Consider the following 19,023-nt stretch of genomic DNA (forward strand, 5'->3'; position numbering starts at 1 on the left):
AAGGCTGATCCCACTTTTCAGCAAATCAGGCAGGCGGGTTTACGCCGGACGCGCAGCGTGGCGGTCGCTGGCATCAACTTTGGAGCGGGTTATCTGCGCGGGTTATCGGCCCGTGCTGACCAGTGCTTCAAGCTCCTTCGGCGCTTCGGCCGAGCCCCAATCCGACGCTCTCTGGTACCAGGTCCGTGCGCGCGCAACATCCTGCAAGGAGGGGTTGGCGCCGACCTGGTTGATCACGATCGGGTCGAAGGTCGCAGCCAGAGCAAATGCCGCCCGTGCGTCATGCGCTTCGGCTGCACGCTGAAACAGCAGGCGCGCGGCCGCAAAGTCACCATTGGTCGCCAGTTCCTCGCCGCGCTTGATGAGGGCTGCGATCTCGGCTGGGGGGAGTTGCCGCACCGGATTTTGTGGCGCGGCAGTGGAGGCGGTGGGCAATTCGGCCATTGCCGTCTGAACTTTTGCAGCCGCATCGGGAACGACAGCCGTCGTCAATGGCGGGCTTGCCGGAACAACGCTCGGAACGACCGCTGCGCTCGGCGTCGGTGTCGGTGCCGTGACGTTGGCGCTGGGCGGTGCCGGTTCGCTGATGGCGCTCGCATCGTCCCGGGCGACGATGGCCGGCGTCATCTGCCTTTGAGAAATTGGACTAACGGTGGTTTTTACCGATTGAAGAAATGCAGACAGGTACGAGGCGCCGCCACCGTCAGCAGGGCGCGCCAGGTCTCGCGACGCCGGAACCATAATGACGAAAAAAGACGCCACGCCGGCGGCCACGCAGATGGCGGCGGTAAACCGCGCCGCGACGCCGAACACGGCGGGTTTTCCGGTCCGCTCGCGTGGGAAAACTTCTGCCTCATAGGCGGGCAAGAACTCGTGCGCGGAGACGGGCTCTTGCGGCCGTCGCAGGGCTTCCGCCACGGCGCGCTCCAGTTCCGCGGCATCGTGAACACGCCGCCAGCTCCCAAAATCTGCTCGCCTTGCCCGCTCTTCTTCTTCGGACAACGGCTGGGTGGCTGGAAAGTCGTCGGGACGCGCACGTAACCAGCGCGGCGCATAGTATTGCGGATTATTGGGATCAAGATCTTCTGGCGGATCCAGGGTACTCATATGCAACTCCTACAACACTCGGCCGTTACGCAGCGGAGGCCGATCAACTCTGCAATCAAGGAAGCTGTGGACTTGGTCTGGGTAGGCGGGGGGAGAGAGCTGCGCGGCAGCTAGACGCTTCAAATGGCAGGGATATCTGACGTCGGGTTGAACTGGTAGTGGGGCCAAAGCGTCGCGACGGTTGAATCGAGCAAGCACTGCACAATACAACCGGCCTAGGCCCGCGAGAAATATCTCGCAGCCGCCCTGTCCATAGCCCTTCCATCGCCTACGTCCCCATCGGCAAAGGTCGCGACCGATTAAGTAATCAGCCGATAACTAGACTTGCAACTGGAAGGTGCACGCCATTGTGGCCGAAATTAGACTAAAGTTCCGCGGCCGCCGACCGCCGGAACCTGGAAGGACGTCGAAGCGTTGCGTTGCATTTTTTTGACATCGCAGTGGCCCTGCGGCAATCGGCCCTTCACGGGAACCGCGCACGTGACGCGGCGAGCTCAAAAGCATTGTGCTGCAGGGCTAACCGAGTGCCACGCGTTGTTCGCTTGGTGGATGAACGTGACCGTTGTCCGGGGCGCCTGACCGAACCGCAATATTATTAACGGTTCGTTAACCAAGATCGCCCAATCCTTAACGAATTAACCAATTCGGGACAGCGAGTCGGCGGTCATGAGCGCAAAGGCGGAGCCACAACGTCAGCTACTACGCTTTCACGGCCGGTCTTTTGTCGCCTTTGTGTTTTCGCCGGTCGTGCCGATCATGGGCTGGCTTGAGGAATTGGACACGACGCTGACGCGTTCGCCGGGATTTTTCACCGGCCGGCCGGTGGTGCTCGATCTCTCGGCGGTCGAGCTCAGCCAATCCGCCATTGCTCACCTGATCTCCAGTCTTCAAGAGCGGAATATCCGCGTTCTCGGCGTCGAGGGCGTGAACGAAGGTCAACTCGATTCAAGCATGCCGCCGGTGCTGACGGGCGGACGCCATTGTTCGATCGAGGACAGCAAGCCGAAAACCAAAGCGCACCCGGCGTCGCTGCTGCTCGAGAGCCCGGTCCGGTCGGGACAGTCCATCGTGTTTACCGAAGGCGACGTAACCGTGTTGGGCTCGGTCGGATCAGGCGCCGAGATCGTCGCGGGCGGCTCGATCCATGTTTACGGGACGCTTCGCGGCCGCGCCATGGCCGGCGTCAACGGCAACTCAACGGCGCGAATTTACTGCCAGAAGATCGAAGCAGAGCTGCTTGCGATCGACGGGTACTACCAGACCGCGGACGAAATCGACGCCGCGCTACGAAATCAGCCAGCTCAAGCCTGGCTTGACGGCAACGTCATGAAAATCACACCGCTGAACTAAGCGGCGAAGGAGGATAGTATGGCCAAAGTCTTGGTGGTGACGTCAGGCAAAGGCGGCGTTGGAAAGACCACTTCAACCGCTGCACTCGGTGCGGCGCTCGCCCAAAGCGGGGAACGAGTCGTTGTCGTGGACTTCGACGTCGGGCTGCGCAACCTCGATTTGGTCATGGGCGCAGAGCGACGGGTGGTGTTCGACCTCATCAACGTGGTGCAGGGGGTTGCGAAGCTTTCGCAGGCCCTGATCCGGGACAAGCGCCTCGAGAATCTGTGGCTGCTGCCCGCATCGCAAACCAGAGACAAGGATGCCCTGACCGACGAGGGGGTCCGGCGCATCATCGCGGATCTGCGAACCAAATTCGATTGGATCCTCTGCGACAGCCCCGCGGGCATCGAGCGAGGGGCGACACTTGCGATGCGGTATGCCGACGAAGCGGTTATCGTGACCAATCCCGAAGTATCGTCGGTGAGGGATTCCGACCGGATCATCGGGATGCTCGACTCGAAAACCGTCAAGGCGGAGAAGGGCGAGCAGGTGAAGAAGCACGTCTTGATCACCCGCTATGATACGGCCCGTGCATCGCGTGGAGAGATGCTCAGCATCGATGATATTCTCGAAATCCTCGCTACCCCGCTTCTGGGCATCATTCCGGAAAGCCAGGATGTGCTGAAGGCATCAAATGTGGGCTCGCCCGTCACCCTCAACAACGCTGCCAGCGCGCCGGCCCGGGCGTATATCGATGCCGCCCGGCGTCTGAACGGGGAGACTATTGCCATGATAGTGCCGAGCGAGCGCAAGGGCTTCATGGATCGCTTGCTTGGACGGAGGGCCGCATGAGCATGAACCTGTTGCGGCTCCTCGGCCGCCGCACCGGGTCCGCGCCTGTCGCGCGGGAACGGTTGCAGATCCTGCTGGCGCATGAACGAGGAATGCGCGGCCAGCCGGATCTGGTGGGGATTCTGCGGGAAGAGATCCTTGCCGTGGTCTCGCGGCATGTCATGCTCGATCCGGAAAAGGTTCATGTCAAAATGGACCGCGGCAAAAGCGTATCGACGCTTGAGGTCGATATCGAACTGCCGAACGGATTTGATCAACGGACGCGATTGCCGGCGAATGCACTTGCCTAGCTTCTAGGAGGCTGTCGGACGTGACGCTTCGCGAGGTCGTTTGCAGCGCAGCTACTTGACGGGCTGGTAATTGGTGAACAGGTCAACCGCGCTCTGAGGCGCATTGTCGTCGAAGAACAGCTTGAGGTTCCGGTCCGACTCCGCAGCAGTGGACGCGCTACGGGGAAAGAGGTCCTTTTCATATGCGATAAGCGCGGCCTCAACATCACCGGGGTTGGCGGCGATGGCCTTCCCGAGTTCAGCGCCATCGTACATGGCGAGGTTGGCCCCTTCGCCAGCGAACGGCGACATCAGGTGCGCGGCATCGCCGAGCAGTGTCACCCCAGGTACGCGGTCCCATCTGTGCTCGACCGGGAGCGCATGGATAGGGCGAGGCACAGGGTCGGTCTCACTTTTGGTGATGAGTGCTGTCAACTCCGGAGCCCAGCCGTCGAATTCCGCGGCGACGCGGGCCAACGCCGTCACCGGGTTGGAGAAGTCGATGCGGGCCATCCAGTCCTCCGGCTTGTTCAACGCCGCGTAGGCATGCAGCGCGCCATTGGCCTCGCGGTGCGCGAGGATGCCTTTGCCCGGCGCAATCGCCATCAGCGTGCAACCGCCAACCGCTTCCGCGCTCGCCTTGTAACGGGTGTCGCTATCAAACAGGTAGGTCTCGATGAATGACGTGCCGACATAGGCCGGTTTTGCCTCGGAAAGAAGTGGACGAACTTTGGACCAGGCGCCGTCCGCGCCGACGAGAAGGTCGGTCGTCACTGTCGAACCGTCATCGAAGGTCAGCGCGTGCCGCCCGCCGCCGAGCGGAGACACCGCTGTGACCTTGTGCCCCCAGCAAATCGTGTCGGCAGGAAGTGAGTCGAGCAGAATCCGGCGAAGGTCTCCTCGGTGTACCTCAGGTCGGCCGCCGTTGCCCTTGTCGGGCTCGTCAAGCAGGACGTTGCCGTCCTTGTCGAGTACCCGCTGCGCCTCAGCGCCAGCGAGGATGATCCCGAGGAACTCTTCGAAGAGTCCCGCTGCCTTGAGTGCGAGCTGCCCATTGTATTCGTGAATATCGAGCAAGCCCCCCTGCGCGCGCGCTCGCCGAGGTTTCCGCTTCGTAGATTGTCGCTGCAATACCGTTGATGTGGAGGACGCGGGCAAGTGTCAGGCTACCAAGCCCGGCACCGATGATCGCGATTGGAGTATTTATCCTGATTCCTTCGTGGTCCGAGGCCGCCACCGGGAACTCGCGGAGAGGGTTATGGAACGTCATTCCATACGGCTTGGAACGGCGTTCCATATATGTCAAGATGAAGCATGGTCAAAAAATCACTCAAAAAATCACATGCCACGCGACGACGGGAGGAAGCGCTCTCGCGGGATCGCATTATTGAAGCGGCGATCGCGATCCTGGACAGCAGTGGAGAGGACGGTCTGACATTCCGCACCCTGTCCGAACGGCTCGCCACGGGCCCTGGTGCTATTTATTGGCACATCGCCAACAAGAGCGAGCTGCTGACCGCCGCCTGCGACGCTATCGTCGCCCGCACGATGAACGCGCCCTTGGTCGGCGCGACGCCGGAGGCAACCATTCGCGCCCTCGCGCTGGGCATGTTCGACGCGATCGACGCGCATCCGTGGGTTGGCTCGGCACTCACACGTGCCCCCGGACAGTTGCCCATGGTGCGGATTCTCGAAGCCATAGCCCAGCAGGTTCGCGCGCTTGGCGTGCCGGACCAAGAACAGTGGGCAACGGTGGGGGCGTTGCTGAACTACATCCTTGGCGTCGGTGGGCAGAACGCGGCCAACGGGCAACTCGCCCGGACGCGAGGCGTCGACAGATCCGACTTCCTGGAGGCGGTGTCGACCGCCTGGTCTCAGCTCGATCCGGATCAGTACCCGTTCACACGCAGCGTAGCCGGACAGTTGCGCGCGCACGACGACCGAATGGATTTTCTCGCCGGGATCGATCTCATCCTCAGAGGTATCAGGGGTTTGCGGACCGATCGCATCGATCTGGTGTAGGTGCCTCAATACGCGTCCGCAACGCGTTCAAGACAAGAGAAAACGCGGGCGACGGCTGGGCGCCGGCTCGGGTCGTACAACTGGTCGCCAGAGAGCCTGTTCGGCGCTGACCACATCGGAAACGAGAAATCCTTCGGGGGCTGGGTGCTTTTAATTTGAGCGGGGCTTTGTGCGTGTCACGGTCCCTCAGGTATCTCGATCGCGCCGGCCCTCGTTACCGCTGCGGCGGTGATCATCCCGCTGCCACGCTGGTGATTGGACGGTCCAAAGTCGCCGAAAAGGATAATGCCCTGACCCACGACCGCGACAATCAGGGCTACGATCACGGGTATGAATGAGCTGTTCCGATGCATGTGCGTGAACTCTGTTACCTCACTGCAGCTGAGGTAGTGTGCATTGCGGAATTCGACCATCACGCAGCGTTCACAATGTCGCGCGTTGCGGTGCCCGCAAGCCGCGAAATCTATTTGCGAAATTTATTAAGGTGTCCTGGCCGACATGGTTTGTGGTGCGGCCACGTGAGGTGCCGGCTCTGACGGAGTTGCGACCGCGCCAGCTCTCGACACCACCGACGCCGTGATCATCCCGTCGGCGCCTTGCGAATTACCGTCAGTTCGGAAGTCCATCAGAAAGATGGCAACGACACCGGCCGCCGCGATCAGCGCGGCAATGGCCATCGGGACGAGATCATTTCTGTTGTTGTTCATGGGGGCCAATCCGTTGCCCGGATTACCGGGGAGGATCGTATCGGCCGCCAAAGGTTAACTTTTTCCTACTTTCGGAGGGGCACCGAAGTGTTCCACAGGGAATTGACAGAGAGCGGATGCCTGACGTGGCGGGACCGGCTGTTGCCGCCCAGCAACTAAATTTTTGTTCCTGCCACGGAACCGGCGTATTTCCATTTACGTCAGGCGCAAGGTGGCTTTAGCTTTTCGTTACCGGGCGGGGGCGAATTTCATAAACAATCAATTTTCTAACCCGGTGAGCCGCAGCGCGAAAATGCCTGCGGCTTTTTCGTTGGGTTAGATGCGATGATGCAAAATCAGCAGGATGAGCTTCAGCGCACCTGCTGACCGAAACCCTGCCTGATGACCTCTGCATTTTCATGAACCACCTTATTGGCAAGACCGATGAAGATCGGAATGGCCACGATCAACAACAAGCCCATTACCACGCGCGGGCGACTGAGACGCCGCTTCGGGCGCTTGAGGTGATGTACGTTTGATCGGCTGGTGTTCTTTTCAGTTTCCATTCGGTTGCCAATAGCACGTCTTACGTTCCTTCAGCGGGAATAAGTCTTGAACCTTCCGCGCAACGCCAGTCTGATTGGCGGCTCCGACGGGGCTGCGGCGACGCGGGCATTGCCGGCTAAACAGCTGGTGCCGGTTGAGAGGATTGAACTCCCGACCTTCGGTTTACAAAACCGCTGCTCTACCGCTGAGCTAAACCGGCCAACAAAACCATCTCGATATCAGTCGATATCTGGAGAAGTTCTGTCACTTTGCTGTCTCCTGCGATCGCTACCGACCGCAAGATGCGCCGTCAAATACCAGAGTTGCTTGCCAAGGGCTACAGGCACGAAACGCGCCCCGAAGGCATGTCCTTGATGGCGCGGGATGCTACATTCCGCCGGCGGAATCAAGGGTGGTTGAGGAGATGCAAGATGATCGGCAGGCTGGTTTTCGTTGCCGTCCTGTCGCTGCCTGTCATCTCCGGACTAACCGGCGCCCGCGCCGCGGATCCGGCGTTTTGCAAGCAATATGCCCGGGCCGCACTCGTGCAGGTGCGCGGGGCATTGGAAAACTCCCGCTGCGGCGCAGGCTTGCAGGGAGCGCGCTGGTCGACCGAGTTTCCGGTCCATTACGAGTGGTGCCTTGGTGCGTCGCTTGACGCCACCGGCGCCGAAAGGGATGCGCGCACACAGTATCTGAAGACCTGCGCTGGTCGATGATCCCATACGCGGACACGGACTGGACATGAAAAAAAGGCGGCCGGAGCCGCCTTTTTCATTTTCGCCTTCGTGATATCCAAGCTCACTCGGAAGGCTAATTCGCCGATGACTTACTGGCAGGGGTGCCTGCGGCCGTCTTCGCCCTTGAACCACGTCCCGGGCTGACAGACGAAGCCGTTGCGCTGGGCGTAGGTCTGGTTATTCCAGCCGTTATTGTCCCAGCCATTGTTGTAGCCGTTGTTATAATAGGCATAGGAGTCACGGTGGAACGGCGCTGTGGCAATCGCGCCGGCCGTACCCACCGCGGCATCGGCTGTGGCTGCTGCGCCCCCGACCACGCCGGCTGCGACATCGCCCGGCGCGAAGCCTGAATCATGGCGGCGGTTCCAACCGTTATCGTTCCAGGAATCGTGCCAGCCGTTGTTCCAGCCATTGTTGTTCCAGCCGTTATTATTCCAATCGTTCTGACTGGTCCGGTAGGCGGAGCGGCGCTGGTAGTCTCCGGTGTAGGGGTTGCCGGGGCCCGTATTCTGGCAATTGGCGTTCGGGTAGAACTGCGCGCACTTGCCGGGGTTGGTAATCACCTGCTGCGCCATTACCGGGCTCGCCAGTGCCGATGAAAGAACCACGGCGGCGGCGCCGAGAAGTTTGAGCTTTGTCATGAGCTTTCTCCGTTGTGCTGAGGCACGAGGCTAAGCGCGGTTCGGATCGCCATTTTGAGAGGTGTGCCGATTTTTCCGCGCAAGGTTTGTTGAAGCCGACGTCAGGTTGCGCAAACGTCGCCGAAGCAGAACCGGCTGCGACAACGGAGGTTCCGAATTCGTTTTTCGCGATGTTCAAACCGACGTGAAGTTCCATCTCCGCCGATGACCAAGAGGGTTTGCTGAGCGCATGAGGCCGGCGCTGTCGCGGCCAGGCGTTGGCGTAAACGTCGCGGCCGTTAACGTTTCGATAGCGCGATCAGTGGCAATTGAGCGAGCGCCGAAGCTTGCACATTAGGCTTACCGGCGGTTTCGGCCGCAGCCTTAACCCTTCGGTTCGGACCTTGGGCTAGGCTGCCTGACAAATCGGGACTTCAAGCAATGCGCGCTGGACTCGCACTGGCCATTCTGATCGTAACGGCGCTGCCGGCTTGCGCCAGCGAGGGGTTCAACATCGTCATTCCCGGCCGTCCCGGCGTTCCCATCATCATCAATGGCGTCGACGCATCCTATGCGGTCGTCGAAGGCGAATGGGGACTGGGCAAGGGCAACCCCATGCAGCCCACCGTCTATGGTGGTCGTCCCGTCGAGCCCGAGCCGCCTGTCGGTCACTATTATCCGACGCTTGGCCGCACGCCGGGCTATGGGCGTCTTGAAATCGATCCGCCGTCGAACCGTACCCTGCCGAAACCGGCGGAGAGCTATCATCAATCCTGGTCCGCGCAGTCAGCTCCGCCGCCGAAGACGCAGCCTGAGGTGCCGTTTTATCCGCCGCAGGTGATCGTGGCGCCACCGAACGGTGGGGCAGGCACGATGCGGGAGCCCGAACGTCAACGCGGCGAACCTCAACCACAGCCGCTAGAAAGGCCGCGGAAGCTTCCGAAGTAAATCGACCACAACAAAAAAACATCGACAGGAGAGAGTAATGCGTCAGATGATTTCAGGATTGGCGGCGGCCGTCGCGATGATGGCCGCAAGTGCCGCGCCGGCCATGGCGTGCGGATTCGGCTACGGCTCCTGCGCGTACTACGCTCCGGTCCCGGTCTATTCGGGGTGCAACACGGGATGCGGCGGCTGGGGCTATGAGCGGCTGTCCGATCCGGTCGAGCAATATCACCACGCTGCCGTTGCGATGCCGCAATATTACTATGTCGACCAGGGCCCGACCTATACCGGTCCCGGTGAGTTCGCGCCGTTCCCGACCTATCAGGAAAGCGCGCTCGGCTGGCATGCGTATCGCCACAACCCTTACTACTATGGCTACGATGGCGGCCGTTACGCAAACGCCACCAGCCATTACTACGACGGTGCGCCGAACGCTTCAGGGCCAGTGATCTACCGCTATCACGGGCATTCGTGGCACGCCCATAGCGGCTATCGGTATTGGCACCATCGCAGCATCCGTTACGGCTACGACGGGGCGCCGCATCGTTACAGCTATCGCTACAACACGCATCGCCGCTACTACTGATCAGCTTAAGCGTTTTCGAGCGAAGGGGTTGCCGGTTCGCGCGAAGAAAACCCGTCAAAAAATAAAGCCCACTTCTGAATACGATCGACGCCCGTTCGCGATCACCGCGAGCGGGCGTTGCATTTGAGGAGCCTTCAGCCCATCAGGCCGAGCCGGCTGGCGCCGATATAGAGCGCGAGCACGGCGGCGTTCGAGACGTTCAGGCTTTTGATTTCGCCGGGCATATCGAGCCGCGCCACCACGCTGCAGGTCTCACGCGTCAATTGCCGCAAGCCCTTGCCTTCCGCGCCCAGGACCAGCGCCAGAGGCTGCCGCAAGGTCACCGCGCCAAGATCCTCGCTACCCTGGCTATCAAGGCCGACCGTCATGAAACCCTGGTCATTCATTTCAGTCAGCGCGCGGGCAAGATTCTGCACCGTGACCAGCGGCACCAGCTCCAGCGCGCCTGAGGCGGATTTCGCCAGCACGCCGGTCGCCTCCGGGCTGTGACGCGCCGTGGTGACGATGGCCTTAACCGCGAACGCCGCCGCCGAGCGCAGGATGGCACCGACATTGTGCGGATCGGTGATCTGGTCGAGCACCAGCACGATGCCCTCCTGGGGCAGCTCATCGATGTCAGGCGAGGGCAGGGGATCGGCCTCGGCCAGCAGGCCCTGATGCACCGCGTCGGGGCCGAGACGCTGGTCGATCAGCGCCGGCCGCACGATCTCCGGCGTCACGCGGGTGTCGATATTCTCGTCGGCCAGGCGCCGCGCGGCGTTTTCAGACAGCCACAGCTTGCGAATCGTCCGCTGCGGGTTGGCAAGCGCCGCCGCCACGGTGTGCCAGCCATAGAGGATAATCGGCCCGTCGGCCGACATACCGCGGTCGCGCCAGGCCGGACGGCCCGATTCGTGGCGCTTTTCCGCTGGTTTGCCGCCGCCGCGGCGGAATTGCTGCTTTCGATCACGATCACCCATGAAAGGCTTGTCTCACGGGTTCCGAATAATGGCAATTTGGACCAGCCGATGGCCCATATTGCTGTTTGCCATTGGTTGACTTTGCCATGGCGCTTCCCGCATAAACGCGCCCGACCGGACGCTCGCCATCGGCGGCCGGTTCTACGTCATCCGTGGTCCTGTCCGCCGCCGTTTCGGTGGATGCGCTATCGATGCTGTTGAGCGGGGGAGTGTCCCGAGTGGCAAAGGGAGCTGACTGTAAATCAGCCGTCTTATGACTTCGAAGGTTCGAGTCCTTCTTCCCCCACCAATTATTTCAATAACTTACCCTTATCTCTGCTTCCCAATCGAATTCTGCTTCCCAGGCTTGGGAAGCCTGTGGGAAGCAATTCGCTCCTTGAAGTCCCCGCCCGACGCGCCAAGCGATCGTACCTCTGCTCCGGCGCGGGTGAATAGGGGTGGAACCGTTCGGATATTCGCAGCTTTACGTGAGGGTGCAGCAAATTGGGGCGGACCGGAGATGGTCGTTCGCATGGTTAGCGTCTTGGCGGTTGTTTTGGGACTGTCCACGAACGCATTTGCCGGTGAACGGACCGGCATCCTCCATCGCATGTCCTGCACGATGGTTCGGTATTACGTTGCGCTTTATTCGGCCTCTGCCGCCGAGCAATATGCTCGAAGCAAGGGTGCCAGCGATGCCGAGGTTGAGGCCGCACGGCACTGCATGAAGCCCGAGGCCGCTCAGACAGCCTCGCTAGCGCGATAGCTTGGAGCTTGTTCGGGTGCTCACCGAAGGCAAATATTCCGCGTGGTTTAAAACGCCGATCGGCGAGGGCGCTGGGGTGGTGGATTTTGGCCCCAATGGCAAGCTGAGCGGGGGTGATAGCACGTTCACTTACGCCGGACATTGGGAGCAAGACGGCGAGCGGTTCAAGGCTACGGTATTCGCCAAGCGAATAGCGCCGGGTCCGCCCGGCGTGTTTGGGATGGACGAAGTTGATATCACCGTCGCTGGCTACTCGGACGGCGGCGCGTGCGCTTCCGGCACTGGCTTTGCAAAGCAATCGCCGGGTTTGAAGTTGGAGTTCGTGCTGGTCCGCATAAGCGACGACGGCCAGTCATAGCCACCCGCACTTGAGCTTTGATGGCGATGTGCCTTAGCGCGGAGTCCAGGCTGCGCGCCGGGCTGGATCGCGGGCTGCTGACCGGGCATACTTGCCCGATGAAGCAAATCCTTGCCAGGCTGGCCTTGTTCACCGTGACCGCCGCAGTCGCCGCGATTTGGCTCGCGTATGTCTTCCACAATGAATTCGGATTACCTCGCCACGCCGTCCGTAGCGACGCACTGCTATCCGCCGCTCTCGCGGGCGGCCTGCTTATCATCGGCCTGTATAGTCACCGCTTGGGCAGGCGGAAGTGATGAAGCCGGCGGCTTGCTCGTCGCTTTGCTTCACGTTGCGGTAGAGGTCATGATCCCAAGATCGGTGGTTTGGCCGCTCTTCGCATGACGCCGGACGAAAAGCGTCCGCATGGGCATGGCGTTCGATTGAATCGAAAAACCCGCCGGCGTAACCGGCGGGCTTCACACTGCGATCGGGCTTGAGGCCGTCGCCTTGCTCTAGTGGTGACCTCCGTGGCCGCCGCCTCCGTGCCCACCGCCTCCGTGGCCGCCACCGCCGCCGTGGCCACCACCGCCGTGGCCGCCGCCAGGATGTCCTCCACCAGGATGTCCTCCACCTGGGTGGCCTCCGCCGGGTCTTCCGCCACCGGGGTGACCACCCGGGCGTCCGCCGGGGCGCCCGACCACTCGGCCTCCGCCATGTCCCCAGCCATGCCATCCGGCGCCGCCACCCCAGCCCAGGCCGCGGCGGAAGGCGTAGCCGCACCAATAGTAGCCGGGGCCACGCCAGCCGTCGTCGTACCAGCAGTAGTTTCGGCCGCCGTAGATGAACTGGGTCTGCTCCAAATCACTGGGGATTGCCGTCGGCGTGAAGCGGTCGACGGGCAGAGCGTTGGCCTGTCCGACGGCGCCTAGCAGGGCAAGCGAAGTCGTTACGGCATAGATCCATGGTCGCATGAGCATGTCCTTTTACTTTCTATTGAGGCGGGGAATAGCTTGAGGCTCGATGGGGGGGACGGGCAGGGCCAACTACAGGGGGTTCTGCCAGCCATAACGCGGAAGTGTCCCGTTTGATCCAACCCAATCTCGAATTGCTTGGGTCCAGATTAGGTCCACCCGCTCCCGCTCAGTCAAAACCCGCCGGCATGGCCGGCGGGCTCTTTTTGCCAACATCCGCGCCCGCAGCCGCCACATTAAGGCCTTTGGGTTGCCACAGCCCGATGACAAAAGCCGAGGCTGTTGGCCTATCAACCGCCGCATCGCTGCATGCGATGCCCAGCTTGAAGGGTTGGCCTCATGACGAATGTCGACCTGGTTTTTATTGCGACAGCCATCGTAAGCGTCATCGTTCTTACAGGCGCATCGGCAGCCATGATCCTGCATTGATGCGACAGCTCTGAAGTCCGGCGGGCGGCCCGGCTCACCTTTTGAATCGGCTCACCCATGCCAACTGCAAAGGTCCGCGCGACCACGATCCTCGGCGAGTTCGAGCAAGCCCATGCCGAACTTGTCGGCAAGGCCGTGGTCCTCAGCGACGGAAAGGCCGGTACGGTGGAGAGCGTCTGGCTTGACGAAATGCACGGACTGCGAATCTCCATCCGAGGCCACGATGGAAAATGGCCCGTCTCAACCATCAAGTTCGCGCAGGCGGAATGAGACGGTCGAAAAAGACACGCTCGCTGTCGCCGCGCGATAGCGCCCCCGGTGCGCGTTTAAGGTTGGAGCTCGCCGAAGTGCCGCCCGGCGGCGAGGCGCACCCATCAACCTTCGTGAGAGCCGCGGCTTGCGTTGTCCAGCCACTGTTGGGTCTGTTCGTCGGTCCAGCCAGGAATCGCGAAGCCTGTCGGGGCGGTCACATGTTGGCCGGGACCTACACGTTGGTGCGTGCGCAAGTGGATCCCGGGCCGTTTGAAGCGATGCACCGTCGCGGCGTCGGCAGAAGCGCACAAAGTGATCAAGAGGCCTAAGGCCAAAGCAGATCGCATCGCATTTGCTCCGGTTGGTATTGCGCAAAGGGCTATCGGCTGATCATGTGCATACGGGCGGCCTTGGCCCCAAGCTGCAGCGGCTTCACCTTCGTTCAAATCGGCGGAATCATGCCCCGGCTCACCCGCCGCCGAGATCCTGGCGCGACGCAGGTCGCGCGCGGCCGCACGTCTCGGTCAGCTTGATCATGGGCAGGTATAGCGGCCCTTCCGGGATGACCGGAGCTTCGGGGCGTCCTTACGCGTTTGCGCCAGCCGGAAATGAAACGAAACAAAAAAGCAACCGAGTTCAACTAGGGTTCAAGGTTCCCTTTAGGATTGGCGTTCATATTTTCCATGACATCTTCCGCAAATTGTTTGCCGGCGAATCCGGCGCGAGCGGCACGACCGAGATCAAATCGTGACTTCCATCAGCAGCGCAAATCCTCAGGCTACTTTGGCGCAGGCGCAGGCAAAACTCGCCGCCGATCAAGCAGCCAAGGCCGCGGCAGATATCATCGCGGCGGACCAGGTTGCAGTAACGCAAGCCGAAAAGGCACAAACATCGTCCTCGTCCACGAGCACAGGGCTTGTCGACGTTACGGCTTAGGGCGAGAGGCTACTTTTCGGATTCGCCGGTGGCTTCTTGGTCGCCGGTCAAAGCTGGTCGACAATGTTTCCGATGGCAGATGAACACAGAATCGCGCCGCGTCGCCGCGTCCTCAAAGCCGGATCCATCAGTTTCGGCGGCGGGGCGATCGATTGCACCGTGCGCAATCTCTCTGATACCGGGGCTGCCCTCGAGGTGGTGACCCCGCTCTTCATCCCTGACCGGTTCAAGCTGATTGTCCCATCCGACGGCATAAATCGGCCCTGCCACATCGTCTGGCGCAGGGAACGGCGCATGGGCGTGGCTTTCGATTGATGTTTCGGAGGCGAAAGCCGTGCCGAAACAACTAAGGCCACGCGGGCGTTACGCCGCATGGCCTCTGGTGGCGTCTGTCCCGCTCCTCGCAAGATTCCGTCGCCGCTGAGGTAATGCCCCCGGCTGGCAACAGTTCCATCCGACATTGTCTGGCTTGGTGAAAACGCCGGATGGTTGCTTGGGCTATCCGACCCTTAGATTTTCCGCTGACGTTTTGCCGCGATTTTCCTTCTCTTCGTAGCTCACCTTGGCACCCTCATTGAGGCTGCTCAGGCCGGCCTTTTCCACAGCAGAGATGTGAACGAACACGTCTTTCCCGCCATTATCGGGCTGAATAAATCCAAACCCCTTCGTTGCATTGAACCACTTCACAGTACCTGTCGCCACGTCTCTGCTCTCCCTTTGAAACAACGGCGACAACCTAGATGGCGGCGTAGCGCACCGCAAGAAAAACCCGCCCCTCGCGGGGCGGGCTTAAGTTACTTCTCCGCACCATGAGAATGGCCTCAGATGCGAACGGGTAGCGATAACACCAAGGTCTGCCCGGAGCACTACGGCGAAATGCCGCTTATGGACGCAGCGGAGAACCGGCGGACCCTTTTAGGCGGCCTGCAACGGCGGCGGACGCATCGTCGAAACCTGCCGCGGGGCGCGCCCCCGCCGTCGGTCAATCTGTTCGCGGTTTGATCGGAAAAATAAAAGGCGCGACGGGTTTCCCCGTCGCGCCCCAATCCTTGTACTCGCTGGTCCAGGGCTGAGAGCGCCCCGTTGCGAAGCTCAAACAAGCTTAGCGGGCGATCCCAGCGAGGTGACAGCGCTTGGTAAGAGACACTGGATCACCTCCTTTCATTGTTGATGGAAACGTCAGTATAGGCAGCGAATCGCCTCATGTTAAGGGGTGGGTTTCCTGTGGAAGCGGATTGGAACAGCAACCCCTGAGGATGCCTGGGTGTGGCCAATCGAGTGCAGCCATGAGGCACGCCCAATCATTGCAGGGGACCGGTTGAGGCTGTCGGCATGGCGTGATAGTTGATCAGCCAGATGCGGGTGTAGCTCAATGGTAGAGCAGCAGCCTTCCAAGCTGAATACGAGGGTTCGATTCCCTTCACCCGCTCCAAAGTTTTCAATGACTTAGCTCGTCAAGAACTTTTCATTCTGACAAACTGCCGATTTCCATTCTGACAAATGTTCACTTTATGGTCGCCTGCTTGTTCATCCAGCTAGAAATCTGCCGTCGACGGCCATTAATATGTGATCGGACATTGCAAGAATGCCCGGAGCTTGCTCGAGGATAATCCATTGTCACCTGGTCGCGTTTCGCAAAACCGACCGCGGTAGTAATAGGTTAGTACGCGTTTTCCTCATCAAGCGGATCGTATCAAGGAACGCCTGTAAAATCGGTGACGTGTCATCGCGGCGATAGATGCAGTTGAAGTCGACCGTTACAGGTGGCGATCTGTTCAAGCGTAGAAAGGCTACTCCTGGCAGGCTCAACTGTGAGACGGTGGCCGGGACCAGCGACACGCCGAAACCCGCAGCGACCAGAGCGACGGCGGTTACGGAGTCGACCACTTCTTGAGAGATTGCGGGTTGAAAACCCTCCTCAAGACAAAGCGCAAATATCATGTCCATCAAGTTCGGTCTTGGGCCGCTCGCGAAGATCACCATCGGCCGATCGGAAATTTGCTTAAGCGAAATGGAAGACCGCTTTGACAAAGGATCGGTCTCGTTGATGGCAACTACCAACGGCTCGCTCCTTACTTTTTCGTTGGCGATTCCGGCCAGTTTCAGTCCTAGAAGGTTGAATCCGACGGTTACGCGCCGGTCGTAGAGTGCCTCGAGTTGCTTTTCCTTGTTCATCGCGTGGACGATGACGTCGATGTCGGGGAATTGCATCCTGAAGGTATGAAGTAGTTGCGGTACGGCCAGGATATTTGAACCGAAGAGGCCGATATCCAATCGGCCCGATTGCCCGAGGCCCGCCAGCTTCGTGCGCTCCTGGGCCCGTGTTGCAAGCGCCAGGATGTTGCGCGCTTCCTCAAACAGCACTTGGCCGGCGTTTGTCATTCGGACCCCCTTGCGCGTCCGCTGAAACAGGGGGGTACCGACCTCTGTTTCGAGTTGCTGTATCTGCCTCGTCAGCGGGGGCTGCGCCATATTCAATCGAGTGGCCGCGCGGCCGATGTTTGCTTCTTCAGCAACAGCCACGAAATAGCGCAGACGTCGGAGGTCCATGGAATTTCTGATCCAGCATACCAAAAAGGTATCAACGGGCCGTATAACATATATTGGACGGTATCAAAATATGGGGGTACGGCTTCGGAAACCAACCGTCGCCTCATCGAGCGGTGGACCATGAAGATAGGGGAGGACGATGCTCGCCAAGTTCGGTCGAATACTGCTGTCCGCTGCGATGTTGTGCGGCTTTATATCAAAGGCGCAGGCCCTGGATTTTCCTACAAGAGTCGTGCGTCTCATCGTGCCTTACGCACCTGGCGGATCGGCAGGCGCACAAGCACGAACGCTTGCCGAAGAACTGAGCAAAATCTGGAAGCAGCAGGTCATCGTCGAGGACAAACCAGGTGCGGGTACGACGATCGGCGCGGCCTACGTGGCGAGTTCGCCGCCTGACGGCTACACGCTGTACCTGGCTGGAACCTCGCACACTATTTCGCCCAGTCTCTACAGCAGCGTCAGATACGACGCAGTTAAGAGCTTTTCACCGATCTCGCGTGTTGCAACTTCCCCGTTTATCTTGATGGTCAATCCATCGTTGGGAGTTAATTCGGTCGCGGACTTCCTTGCCCTGGCCCGCGCCAAGCCAGGGAAATTAAACTACAGCACCTCGGGCATCGGCGCCGGCCCGCATCTCGCTGCGGAGATGATGGTGGCGGCGACCAAGATCGACGTACGACACGTGCCCTTCAAGGGCTCTGCGCCCGCGATGACGGCGTTGCTGGGAAACTTCGTCGAATTCAGCCTGGGTGACGTCAGCGCGTTGCCAAACATCAAAGCTGGCTCGCTGAAAGCGTTGGCCGTGACGACAGCGAAACGGTTTTCGCAGCTACCGGACGTCCCTACGTTTGATGAGACCATTCAGAAGGGCTTTGAGGTCACGAACTGGAGTTCGATTCTAGCGCCTGCGAATACGCCGCCGGAGTTGGTAGACTTCATCAACCGTTCCATCGCCACTGCGCTGCAGTCGCCCGATGTAAAGAATTCATATGAAGCACAAGGGTTCGAGCCGGCGCCGAGTACGCCCGACGAACTGCGTGATTTCATGACGGCCGAGGTAAAGAAATATCACGACGTGATCGAGCAAGCCGGCATCCAGCGGGAGTGAGATGTCAGGCGATGGACGCGCATCTGTCGCCTTCCGGCGTCGATACGTAAGTTGCAAATGGCTGATCAGTCGGCAATGACGAATTAAACTGCATCCTGATGCATCAATGAGGGAACGGAAAAATGAAGCTAGTAAGTTTCGAACACGGCGGTTCGTGTCACTACGGAGCGGTGAAAGGTTCCAAGGTTGTGGATCTTGGTTCGCGGTTGGGAGGCATGTATCCGACAATCATCGATTTCATTGCGGGAGATGGCTTGCCCATTGCGAAGTCGATCGTCGAGAACGAGCCTGGGGATTTCGACTATAACGATCTGAAATTGTTGCCGATGGTGCCCAATCCAAGCCGCATCATATGCGTTGGTCTTAATTACCATGACCATATCAGCGAAGCGAACCGTCAGCTCAACCGTGCGGACAAGGGATTTGAGCGACCAATGATTTTTGCTCGTTGGCCGGAATCCCTTACCGCCCACGGACAGCCGATCTTTCGGCCCAAGGTCTCGACCCAGCTTGATTACGAGGCCGAATTGCTCGCGGTTATCGGCAAGGACACTGGTCGCTATGTGCCGGCAAACAAGGCGCTTGATTTCGTGTTCGGATATTCGTGTCTCAACGAGGCGTGCCTGCGCGACTATCAGAAGCACAGCCGACAAATCAATCCCGGCAAGAACTTTGAGAAGACAGGCGCGACCGGTCCATGGATCGTGACAGCGGATGAAATCAAGAATCCTGAAAATCTTGATATTGAAATGCGTCTCAACGGCAAGACCATGCAGAAGGCCAATACCAAGGACATGATCCACTCCGTGGCGCAAGTAATCGAATATGTGACGGAATGGATGCCGCTGCGCGCCGGCGATTTGATCGCAAGCGGAACGATGGGCGGGGTCGGTTTTGCGCGGGATCCACAGGTGTTCATGAAACCGGGAGATGTCGCCGAGGTCATCATTGAAGGTATCGGCACTTTGCGCAATGTGATCGAGGACGAGCGGATCTAGGATCGCAACGCTCCGGCGACTTCAGCCCCA

At 60.0% G+C, this 19,023-nt stretch carries 23 protein-coding genes and 3 tRNA genes; 16 read left to right on the forward strand and 10 right to left on the reverse strand.

The genetic code is table 11. The features are described from left to right. Positions 1-102 precede the first annotated feature (102 nt). Positions 103-1,107 carry a hypothetical protein gene (locus BLV09_RS02565; protein WP_146686214.1) on the reverse strand — a complete coding sequence of 335 codons (1,005 nt, stop codon included), beginning with the start codon at positions 1,105-1,107 and terminating at the stop codon, positions 103-105. 666 nt (positions 1,108-1,773) lie between these two features. Here BLV09_RS02565 and minC point away from each other — a divergent pair. From minC to minE, 3 genes are read left to right on the forward strand one after another with little or no spacing between them, the layout of a single operon-like run. Continuing rightward, positions 1,774-2,457, forward strand: a complete 684-nt coding sequence (gene minC, locus BLV09_RS02570; RefSeq protein ID WP_100382544.1) for a septum site-determining protein MinC — start codon at positions 1,774-1,776, stop codon at positions 2,455-2,457. Between the two features lie 18 nt (positions 2,458-2,475). Further along, positions 2,476-3,291 (forward strand): septum site-determining protein MinD, encoded by an 816-nt coding sequence (minD, locus tag BLV09_RS02575; RefSeq protein ID WP_100382543.1) that lies wholly within the window; start codon positions 2,476-2,478, stop codon positions 3,289-3,291. Next, entirely contained in the window at positions 3,288-3,581 is a 294-nt protein-coding gene (gene minE, locus BLV09_RS02580; RefSeq protein ID WP_174556519.1) for a cell division topological specificity factor MinE, read from the forward strand. The genes minD and minE overlap by 4 nt, the downstream gene beginning before the upstream one ends. 51 nt (positions 3,582-3,632) lie before the next feature. Here the strand turns inward: minE and BLV09_RS02585 are convergent, their stop codons facing one another. Continuing rightward, entirely contained in the window at positions 3,633-4,637 is a 1,005-nt protein-coding gene (locus tag BLV09_RS02585) for an FAD-dependent oxidoreductase (protein ID WP_349536714.1), read from the reverse strand. Positions 4,638-4,874: 237 nt separating this feature from the next. Here BLV09_RS02585 and BLV09_RS02590 point away from each other — a divergent pair, with 237 nt between their 5' ends. Together BLV09_RS02590 and BLV09_RS36940 are read left to right on the forward strand one after the other, a co-directional pair. Beyond that, positions 4,875-5,582 carry a TetR/AcrR family transcriptional regulator gene (locus BLV09_RS02590; RefSeq protein ID WP_146686215.1) on the forward strand — a complete coding sequence of 236 codons (708 nt, stop codon included), beginning with the start codon at positions 4,875-4,877 and terminating at the stop codon, positions 5,580-5,582. 173 nt (positions 5,583-5,755) lie between these two features. After that, a complete protein-coding gene (locus tag BLV09_RS36940; RefSeq protein ID WP_167558601.1) occupies positions 5,756-5,920 on the forward strand; it encodes a hypothetical protein in 165 nt (54 codons plus the stop codon). A gap of 141 nt (positions 5,921-6,061) precedes the next feature. Here the strand turns inward: BLV09_RS36940 and BLV09_RS02595 are convergent, their stop codons facing one another. The 3 genes from BLV09_RS02595 to BLV09_RS02605 form a co-directional block, all read right to left on the reverse strand. Further along, the gene (locus BLV09_RS02595; protein ID WP_146686216.1) at positions 6,062-6,289 is read right to left on the reverse strand and encodes a hypothetical protein; all 228 of its coding nucleotides are present in this window, start codon (positions 6,287-6,289) and stop codon (positions 6,062-6,064) included. A 350-nt stretch (positions 6,290-6,639) separates the two neighbouring features. After that, on the reverse strand, positions 6,640-6,834 hold the full coding sequence (locus tag BLV09_RS02600; protein WP_146686217.1) for a hypothetical protein: 195 nt from the start codon (positions 6,832-6,834) through the stop codon (positions 6,640-6,642). A 125-nt stretch (positions 6,835-6,959) separates the two neighbouring features. After that, a tRNA-Thr gene (locus BLV09_RS02605) sits at positions 6,960-7,034 on the reverse strand. Positions 7,035-7,245: 211 nt separating this feature from the next. On the opposite strand from BLV09_RS02605, the gene BLV09_RS02610 reads away from it, so the two are divergent. After that, the gene (locus BLV09_RS02610; protein WP_146686218.1) at positions 7,246-7,533 is read left to right on the forward strand and encodes a hypothetical protein; all 288 of its coding nucleotides are present in this window, start codon (positions 7,246-7,248) and stop codon (positions 7,531-7,533) included. 110 nt (positions 7,534-7,643) lie between these two features. On the opposite strand, the gene BLV09_RS02615 is transcribed toward BLV09_RS02610, so the two are convergent. Continuing rightward, positions 7,644-8,195 carry a hypothetical protein gene (locus BLV09_RS02615; protein WP_146686219.1) on the reverse strand — a complete coding sequence of 184 codons (552 nt, stop codon included), beginning with the start codon at positions 8,193-8,195 and terminating at the stop codon, positions 7,644-7,646. Between the two features lie 420 nt (positions 8,196-8,615). On the opposite strand from BLV09_RS02615, the gene BLV09_RS02620 reads away from it, so the two are divergent. Next, entirely contained in the window at positions 8,616-9,122 is a 507-nt protein-coding gene (locus BLV09_RS02620; RefSeq protein WP_244548948.1) for a hypothetical protein, read from the forward strand. 37 nt (positions 9,123-9,159) lie between these two features. Further along, positions 9,160-9,705 carry a hypothetical protein gene (locus tag BLV09_RS02625; RefSeq protein WP_146686220.1) on the forward strand — a complete coding sequence of 182 codons (546 nt, stop codon included), beginning with the start codon at positions 9,160-9,162 and terminating at the stop codon, positions 9,703-9,705. Positions 9,706-9,839: 134 nt separating this feature from the next. Here the strand turns inward: BLV09_RS02625 and rlmB are convergent, their stop codons facing one another. Next, positions 9,840-10,664 (reverse strand): 23S rRNA (guanosine(2251)-2'-O)-methyltransferase RlmB, encoded by an 825-nt coding sequence (rlmB, locus tag BLV09_RS02630; protein ID WP_146686221.1) that lies wholly within the window; start codon positions 10,662-10,664, stop codon positions 9,840-9,842. Positions 10,665-10,867: 203 nt separating this feature from the next. On the opposite strand from rlmB, the gene BLV09_RS02635 reads away from it, so the two are divergent. Both BLV09_RS02635 and BLV09_RS02645 read left to right on the forward strand, forming a co-directional pair. Next, positions 10,868-10,953: transfer RNA gene (locus tag BLV09_RS02635), tRNA-Tyr, on the forward strand. Positions 10,954-11,425: 472 nt separating this feature from the next. Next, positions 11,426-11,767, forward strand: coding sequence for a hypothetical protein (locus BLV09_RS02645; RefSeq protein WP_146686223.1), 342 nt, complete (start codon positions 11,426-11,428; stop codon positions 11,765-11,767). A gap of 494 nt (positions 11,768-12,261) precedes the next feature. Here the strand turns inward: BLV09_RS02645 and BLV09_RS36945 are convergent, their stop codons facing one another. Next, on the reverse strand, positions 12,262-12,726 hold the full coding sequence (locus tag BLV09_RS36945) for a hypothetical protein (RefSeq protein WP_167558602.1): 465 nt from the start codon (positions 12,724-12,726) through the stop codon (positions 12,262-12,264). A 480-nt stretch (positions 12,727-13,206) separates the two neighbouring features. Between BLV09_RS36945 and BLV09_RS02655 the strand changes: the two genes are divergently transcribed. The 3 genes from BLV09_RS02655 (at position 13,207) to BLV09_RS02670 (ending at position 14,652) form a co-directional block, all read left to right on the forward strand. Further along, positions 13,207-13,419 carry a PRC-barrel domain-containing protein gene (locus BLV09_RS02655; RefSeq protein ID WP_146686224.1) on the forward strand — a complete coding sequence of 71 codons (213 nt, stop codon included), beginning with the start codon at positions 13,207-13,209 and terminating at the stop codon, positions 13,417-13,419. Positions 13,420-14,148: 729 nt separating this feature from the next. After that, entirely contained in the window at positions 14,149-14,337 is a 189-nt protein-coding gene (locus BLV09_RS02665) for a hypothetical protein (protein WP_100382526.1), read from the forward strand. 63 nt (positions 14,338-14,400) lie between these two features. Further along, complete coding sequence (locus tag BLV09_RS02670) at positions 14,401-14,652, forward strand: PilZ domain-containing protein (RefSeq protein ID WP_100386945.1); 252 nt, start codon at positions 14,401-14,403, stop codon at positions 14,650-14,652. A gap of 183 nt (positions 14,653-14,835) precedes the next feature. Here the strand turns inward: BLV09_RS02670 and BLV09_RS02675 are convergent, their stop codons facing one another. After that, positions 14,836-15,039: a cold-shock protein gene (locus BLV09_RS02675; protein WP_100386944.1), complete on the reverse strand. Its 204-nt coding sequence runs from the start codon at positions 15,037-15,039 to the stop codon at positions 14,836-14,838. Positions 15,040-15,695: 656 nt separating this feature from the next. On the opposite strand from BLV09_RS02675, the gene BLV09_RS02680 reads away from it, so the two are divergent. Next, positions 15,696-15,769: transfer RNA gene (locus BLV09_RS02680), tRNA-Gly, on the forward strand. A gap of 185 nt (positions 15,770-15,954) precedes the next feature. On the opposite strand, the gene BLV09_RS02685 is transcribed toward BLV09_RS02680, so the two are convergent. Further along, positions 15,955-16,887: a LysR family transcriptional regulator gene (locus BLV09_RS02685; protein WP_100382521.1), complete on the reverse strand. Its 933-nt coding sequence runs from the start codon at positions 16,885-16,887 to the stop codon at positions 15,955-15,957. Between the two features lie 139 nt (positions 16,888-17,026). On the opposite strand from BLV09_RS02685, the gene BLV09_RS02690 reads away from it, so the two are divergent. Together BLV09_RS02690 and BLV09_RS02695 are read left to right on the forward strand one after the other, a co-directional pair. Then, the gene (locus BLV09_RS02690; protein WP_146686226.1) at positions 17,027-17,995 is read left to right on the forward strand and encodes a Bug family tripartite tricarboxylate transporter substrate binding protein; all 969 of its coding nucleotides are present in this window, start codon (positions 17,027-17,029) and stop codon (positions 17,993-17,995) included. A gap of 122 nt (positions 17,996-18,117) precedes the next feature. Further along, a complete protein-coding gene (locus BLV09_RS02695; RefSeq protein ID WP_146686227.1) occupies positions 18,118-18,993 on the forward strand; it encodes a fumarylacetoacetate hydrolase family protein in 876 nt (291 codons plus the stop codon). Positions 18,994-19,023 lie beyond the last annotated feature (30 nt).

The organism is Bradyrhizobium canariense (assembly GCF_900105125.1).
GTDB lineage: Bacteria > Pseudomonadota > Alphaproteobacteria > Rhizobiales > Xanthobacteraceae > Bradyrhizobium > Bradyrhizobium canariense_A.